At 39.5% G+C, this 6661-nt stretch carries 8 protein-coding genes and 1 pseudogene; all 9 read left to right on the top strand.

Annotated features, from left to right (window positions below; all coding sequences use genetic code 11):
- Positions 1-953: phage terminase large subunit (gene terL / locus AC1DJR_RS20005; RefSeq protein ID WP_477003339.1), on the top strand; the 953-nt coding region annotated here is incomplete at its 5' end.
- Between the two features lie 16 nt (positions 954-969).
- Positions 970-2487 (top strand): phage portal protein, encoded by a 1518-nt coding sequence (locus AC1DJR_RS20000; protein ID WP_477003338.1) that lies wholly within the window; start codon positions 970-972, stop codon positions 2485-2487.
- Between the two features lie 73 nt (positions 2488-2560).
- Positions 2561-3331, top strand: a complete 771-nt coding sequence (locus tag AC1DJR_RS19995) for a phage scaffolding protein (RefSeq protein WP_477003337.1) — start codon at positions 2561-2563, stop codon at positions 3329-3331.
- A gap of 60 nt (positions 3332-3391) precedes the next feature.
- A pseudogene (locus AC1DJR_RS19990) lies at positions 3392-4314 on the top strand (SU10 major capsid protein).
- Positions 4315-4363: 49 nt separating this feature from the next.
- Positions 4364-4588, top strand: coding sequence for a head fiber protein (locus AC1DJR_RS19985; protein ID WP_144591630.1), 225 nt, complete (start codon positions 4364-4366; stop codon positions 4586-4588).
- A 28-nt stretch (positions 4589-4616) separates the two neighbouring features.
- Positions 4617-4958, top strand: a complete 342-nt coding sequence (locus tag AC1DJR_RS19980; protein ID WP_477003336.1) for a hypothetical protein — start codon at positions 4617-4619, stop codon at positions 4956-4958.
- A gap of 4 nt (positions 4959-4962) precedes the next feature.
- A complete protein-coding gene (locus AC1DJR_RS19975) occupies positions 4963-5769 on the top strand; it encodes a hypothetical protein (protein WP_477003335.1) in 807 nt (268 codons plus the stop codon).
- Positions 5770-5772: 3 nt separating this feature from the next.
- Positions 5773-6147: a hypothetical protein gene (locus tag AC1DJR_RS19970; RefSeq protein ID WP_477003334.1), complete on the top strand. Its 375-nt coding sequence runs from the start codon at positions 5773-5775 to the stop codon at positions 6145-6147.
- Positions 6147-6506 (top strand): hypothetical protein, encoded by a 360-nt coding sequence (locus AC1DJR_RS19965; RefSeq protein WP_477003333.1) that lies wholly within the window; start codon positions 6147-6149, stop codon positions 6504-6506. Before AC1DJR_RS19970 ends, AC1DJR_RS19965 begins: the two co-directional genes overlap by 1 nt.
- Positions 6507-6661 lie beyond the last annotated feature (155 nt).

Below are 6661 nucleotides of genomic sequence, written 5' to 3'. Positions count from 1 at the left end.
AGGAAGAGTTGCTTCCAGGGTTAAGTCGTCAAGAGGGTGCTTGTATTTACATGGGTACCATCGTTTGCTACGACAGTTTATTGCATCATGTTATTAAAAATCGTCGTGATTTCGTATCAAGATCATTCCCGGCAATTTTGAAATGGTCAGAGCGTGAAGATTTATGGCAAGAGTGGCGCGAGATTCGTCAGGTAGATGATCCAGACTCAGCAGATTGTGCTCGTGAATTTTATGAGCAGAACAAAGAAGAAATGCTCCGTGGAACAAAAACTTTGTGGCCATCACATTTCCCTTACATCGATTTGATGGAAATTAGAGAGGATGACGGTACCAAAGCGTTTAACCAAGAGTATTTATGTAATCCGACTGACGAGGAAAGGCAGATATTTAAACCTAAATATTTCACGTACTGTACTGAAAGTGATTTAAAAAATAAAAAACTTTTGCATTACGGTGCGGTCGATTTTGCGATGGGTAAAGAGAAAGGTGACTACAGTGTTGTGGTCACAATTGCAAAAAATGTGGAAACAGGTACTTGTTACGTTATTGATATCTTTATGGAGCGTGTTCATCCGAATACATTGCTAGAAAAGGCTGTGGAATACACGCTGGAATATCAATACGAATCAATTGCAGTAGAGGCGCAACAAGCTCAGGAGTGGTTTGCGGAGAAGGTTGGTGAGGCGTTACAGAAAAAAGGATATCCTTCATCGACTCGCTTAAAACAAATTAAGCAGCGTACACGAAAAGCACTACGTATTGAGTCATTATTACCGGATATACAGAGTGGTAAATTACGATTTATGAAACATTTACGTGCTTTATTGGAGCAATTTGAAATGTATCCGATGCATCCACACGATGATGGTCCGGATGCGGTTCAAATGGCTTTTTCTATCGCCTATAAACGTGCAAGACGTAAAGCAGGAACTACAGGGAATTCAAGATATTGAGAAGGGAGGGGCTTGAATGAGAGTACAAGGTGATCGTAATTTTATGAATCCAGTTGAAATTGTAATGCCAGTTCGTACAGCGCTTGGAGATTCTGAGTGGACACGTATTATGGCCGAGGTTCGTTTGTATGAGCGTTATGAAGGAGACTTAAACGTATGGTCTGATTATAAAAAACCAGACAATCTCGACTACGATCCTACGAAAATACAACTTGATTATCCTCAAAAAATCGTAAACATGATTGCAGCTTGGCAATTTGAAAAAGAACCGAAAGTAACAGTTCCTCCTGATGTGATAGATGATCCAGCGCTTATGATTCAATCAGGATATGAACCTAGTGATGAGCAACAAGCAGAAAACAGTAGAGCGAAAGCAAAGGAACGGTTATTAACATGGGTTTGGGATGATAACCGAATGCATGAGAAATTATTAGCAGCAGCAAAAGACAGGGCCATTTCAAAAACTGGTGTGTATGCTCGTATTCACTACGATAAACGCCGTGGGGAATTTAAGATTATTTGGCATCCATCGACGGAAGTTGTTGCGAAGTATAGTGACTGGGATGTAGATCAACTGGAAGAAATTCATTTTATTGCCTGGCTCGATGAAGAACAAACGAAAATGTGGAAGTTATCGTATTACTTAGTTTGGCATGAAGAAGCTGGTGAGTACGACTGTGAAATCGAAGAGTCGGTATACAACGGTGACTTAGAAAAACAAGAAGATCGTGTTGAGCGTTCATCAATGGGCATTGATTTTATTCCCGTTGTACCAGTGCCGACTGAAAAGCTCAGTAAGCGAACTACTGGCTATAGTGAGCTTGAAAAAACGATTAAGCTTTCTGACGAAATCGACAAAAAGATGTCTGATTACTCGGATGCGCTACGTTTTGAAATGTTCGCTATTACGTTGCTAACGAATGTAGACGAGGATCCAAAGAATCCACTTCAAGTTGCACCAGGTGCGAAATGGGATTTAGGTGATGGTGCGGAAGATACCGGTGAACCAAGTGCAAAGAAATTGGAAAGTGGATTTCGATTTAAAGAAACTATCGAAGCGTATCTGGACCGATTGCAAAAACGCCTACATGAAAAAGCAGAGGTACCGATGGTGAACACTGCCGACATGAATACAGGTGGTATAAATGATATGGCTGTACAGCTTTTATTCAGTAACATCATCTCGAAAACACAACGCTCATGGGTTATATGGCAATCACGACTACAAACCTTAAATGAGTATATTTTGCGTTATATGAAAGCAAGGCAGGATGACCCAAAATTCAAATACGATAAAGAAATGTTAGCAAAGATAGATAACTATTATGCTAGCAAGATTATTTTCGGTTTACCGTTACCGCAAGATCAAAAAGCACTTATTGAACAGCTTGGTGATGAAATTTCTAACGAAATTGAATCAATTAAAGGCGCAATCACGAGAAGTGGTAAAGAAAATGCGGAACAGAAATTCATGGAGATTATGCAAGAACGAATGTTGAAACGACAGTCTCAGGATCCATACAAAGAGAAGTAATACTTGCCTTACGAAATGGCGCTATAAACTTTCGGAAATTATAGCCGACAGGCTCAAAATGGAGGATTTGCAAATGGAATACGCAAAACAAGCTACAACATTAAAATTTTTTGTAGAACAAGTACAAAAAACACCTAAGTTCCCACTTCGATTAAATCTTCAGTTTTTCTCTGATGGTGGCGGTTCTGGAGATGATCCAGACAAAAAACCTGGAGATACTGACGACCCGTCAAAAAGTTTTACGCAAGAAGAACTAGACGAAATTGTTAAGAAGCGCTTAGAACGTGAACGTAGTAAATCCGCTGAGAAATACGATGACTACGATAATGTAAAAGCGAAATTAGCAGAATATGAAAAAGCTGAAGAAGAGCGTAAAAAGCAAGAAATGACGGAAATTGAACGTTTGCAGGCTGAAAAAGAAGAAGCTGATAAAAAGGCACTAGAGGCTTCCGAAGCAGCACAAAAAGCGCAAGAAAAAGCAAATACACGTATTCTAAATACGGAAATTAAGAGTATGGCACGTGCTTTAGATGCGAATGATCCAGGTGACGTATTGGCGCTTTTAGATAAGTCGACTATTCAACTTGATGAGAATGGTAATTATCAAGGAGTTGAAGAGGCTGTTAATGCGCTAAAGGAAAGTAAACCTTGGATGTTCAAGAAAGTTGTGGGGGCAGATGCAGCTGGTGGCGCGAATCCAGGAACAAATCCGAGAGCGAATGAAATTCTCGCTTTAGAAAAAGAGCTGGAAGAAGCAAAAACAAAAGCGTTAAAAGATTCAAAATTTGCGGGTGAAGTAACACGTATTTATAACAAGTTGTTAGAAGCAAAATCGAAGAAATAACGGATCGTTGATTAAAAGTCAGCGGTTTTTTAATTTTAAAAATTTGAGGGGGCTACAAATATGYCAGTACCAACTACGTACGAATTTCAACAACAAGTAAGACAAATGCAAGCGAATGTGGATTTAATTCTCACGAAGGCACCTGTTCTTTTCGGGTTAATTGGTGTAGGAGACGCTTTAACACAAACTAAATTTGAATGGCAGAACGACTATTTAAACTCTGATACAGGTATTGTAAAAACTGCTGCAGCTGTTGGGGATACGGACCTAGTTTTAGAAAAAGGCGAGGCTCGTAAATTCACTGAAAATGCTCTGGTACAAAACGGCTTAGAAGTGCTACGTGTAGTAAGTGTCGATGAAAACGCAGATAAAATCACTGTGCAACGTGGTTACGATAGTACGAAAGCGGAGGCAATTACAACTGGTGGTGAATTAAAAGTCATCGCAAGACCGAGACCAGAAGGTGAAGATGCTTTCCGCCAACACAACCGCGTACTACAGGTGGTTTATTTGCATTTGCGGGTATTGAAGGTTCTCATAAGCAAGACTTTAAAGGGAACGAAATTGCGGCAAAACCTTTAAATGACGCTGTAGAACAAGTATTTACTCGAGGCGGTTCAGCAAATACGATTCTATGTGGACCGAATATCGCACGACAAATCACAAAACTTGGTGGCGATACAATTCGTACTACGCGTCAAGATACTGCGGCAGGTTACCAAATCTTATCGTTTGTATCGGATTTACCAGGTGGAGCGATTTCTAGTGTGGTAGTTGATTTAAATATGCCTAAAGATCGTGCGTTACTTCTTGATACAGAAAAAGTAAAGGCACGTTACTTAACTCCAATTTATGATCAAGATGCTACACCAAATGGTGCTGACTACTTCTCTCGTGTCATTCGTGGGGAATTTGGATTTGAAGTTAAGAATGCGAAAGAGTCTATCGCTGTTCTTGAAAATATCTCTAAAACAATGGCTTAAAAGGTAGCGTGTATGCTACCTTTTTTGTATTTTGAAAGGAGTTTTATACATGTCTATTTCTGAAAATCAAGCACAACGTTTAAACAGATCGATGCCGATTGCGAAAGACACATCACTTGGCACTATTATTAAAGGTCTTGAAGAAAAAGTAGCTCTAATACCCAAAAAGGTTGATAAACAACCAGATAGTACAGCAACTGACGTAGCGGGTGTAGTAAAAGACTTAAACGCCCTTATTGCAAAGTTAAAAGCTGCAGGAATTATGACGCCTTAACAAAATACAGTGACGGAGGTGACGCCAAATGAAGGTGTCGGAAAGGCTGGAGAGTCGGTTAGCAAGAGTTCCAAAAGTAACTCCGGAAGACATCGGAAATTGGCTAGCTGAAGCCGAAGCTGAGTCAGAGTTAACCGAAAAAGTAAACGCAAATGCTATTTTTTATCTTGCGCTATCATTTGCCTATGAATCGATTGCAGCAGACGCAGCACGTTATTTTTCGTATACGGWTGGTGAGGAGTCGGTTGATAAATCGATGGTCTTTGCTAACTATAAGAAATTATCAGCAGATGCGCTTAAAAAATATAGAAAATATAGACGTGGAAAAGGTACTCACCAAACATTTGCTAAGCGAGCAGATGGGAGATGATTACATGAGCGATTCTCAAAAAGAAATGGATGAAGCACTTGATGCCATTTCCGAAGAATTTAAAGAGGAGCATGAAAAACAGGTTTCTGATACAGTTAAGGCCATTATCTTAATACGCTTGTTTTTGGTTGATTTACTGAATGACTACCAAAAGGATGGAATTGTGAAGCGTAGTAGGTTAAATGCGTTATTGCGAGACCTTACTGTTTACGAAAAACAATTTCGTAAACAGGCTGAACAATCATTTCATAGATTGATTGAAAACACATCGAAATGGACCACATCAAAATTATCAGAAGCGGGTTTGGATGTGAAATCCATAACTGCAATAAACAAGAAGGTAATTCAAGGGTCTATAAAAAGACCTGGAGAAGATGGTTTAATTTTGTCTGATCGTGTATGGAATTTATCAGGAGATATGAGAGATCGGCTGAGTAGTGTGATTCGTCCGGCTGTATTAAAAGGCGAAAGTATCGGCATGATTTCCCAAAAGATAAAAGAAGTGCATGACAACGAGAAATGGAAGATTGAACGCGTTGCTATTTCTGAGAGTATTAACACATATCGTGCAGCGACTATACAGAATGGTTTAGAAAGTGAAATTGTGGCAGGTTATCAAATTATAGATAACGGCCACCGTCACAGATACCATTCGAGACATATGTGTTATAAGCTAGCGAGACGAGATGCGTACGGTTTAGGTGCTGGAAAGTATCCGAAAAACATTCCAGAAAGTCTTATGAACCAATTAATAAGTCCACATCCACAATGTTCTTCACGTCTGAATTACTTAATAAGTGAGGAGGTGTAGCAATTGCTTACGGAAGACGACATTAAAGAGATTCGTGAAAACCGCGAAATGATTGAACAGGGACGCAGAGAACCGGTGGTTTTGCACATTAAAGGGTTTTCTGAAAAGGATCCGATTACGGGAGAAGAAATACAGGGTGAACCTCGAAAAGAAACTGTTCAAGTAGTATGGAAGAAAGTCACGTCAGTCGAAAAAACGAAGTTTGATACTCTTGATGTTACTAAGGGGGAAGCGCTTGTTACATTTCACTTAAGTACAGACCTGGAGAACATCGAAAAAATTGAACGACATGGTGTTTTTTACGTTATCAAGCTTATCGATGAAAGAGGGCTTGGTGGTGTGAACCGTCGAGAGGTAATTGTAAAGAGGGTGATTTGATGAGGATTAGAGTTGTTGTTAAAGGGCAAGCCGCTGTGTTAAAAGCGCATAATCCCAATAGCTACAAAAAACCAATTGAACAAACAGTAGAAAAACATACACGTCTACAGGCTAATAAAGCATCTAACCGTGCTCCGATATTATGGGGACCTTTATCTGAAAGTATTCCTGCAAGTGTAAAGATGGTAGTTGGTGCGAAAATCATTGGAACCTATGGATCACCACTTATTTACGCAGCGGTACAAGAATTTACGCACAAAACTAAAAAAGGTTTTATGCGTAAAACAGCTTTTGAAGGTGAGCAACCATTTGTTGAGGATATAAACAAAATTGTTCAACGTGTAGCGAAGGGCCATTAATTATGTTGAATGATGTGATGTATTCGCTCAAAAAAGCGTTAGACGTGTTTGCACCTACTACATGGATATACGATGGTGTTTCTGTATCAGGAAAAGATAAACCTTTCATTACTATTGAGGATTTGTCAGGAACAATTAGCAGGTATTCAAAGGAG

It is taken from the genome of Bacillus sp. 05T31, from assembly GCF_056396725.1.
This window is presented reverse-complemented; position numbering and strand designations above follow the sequence as displayed.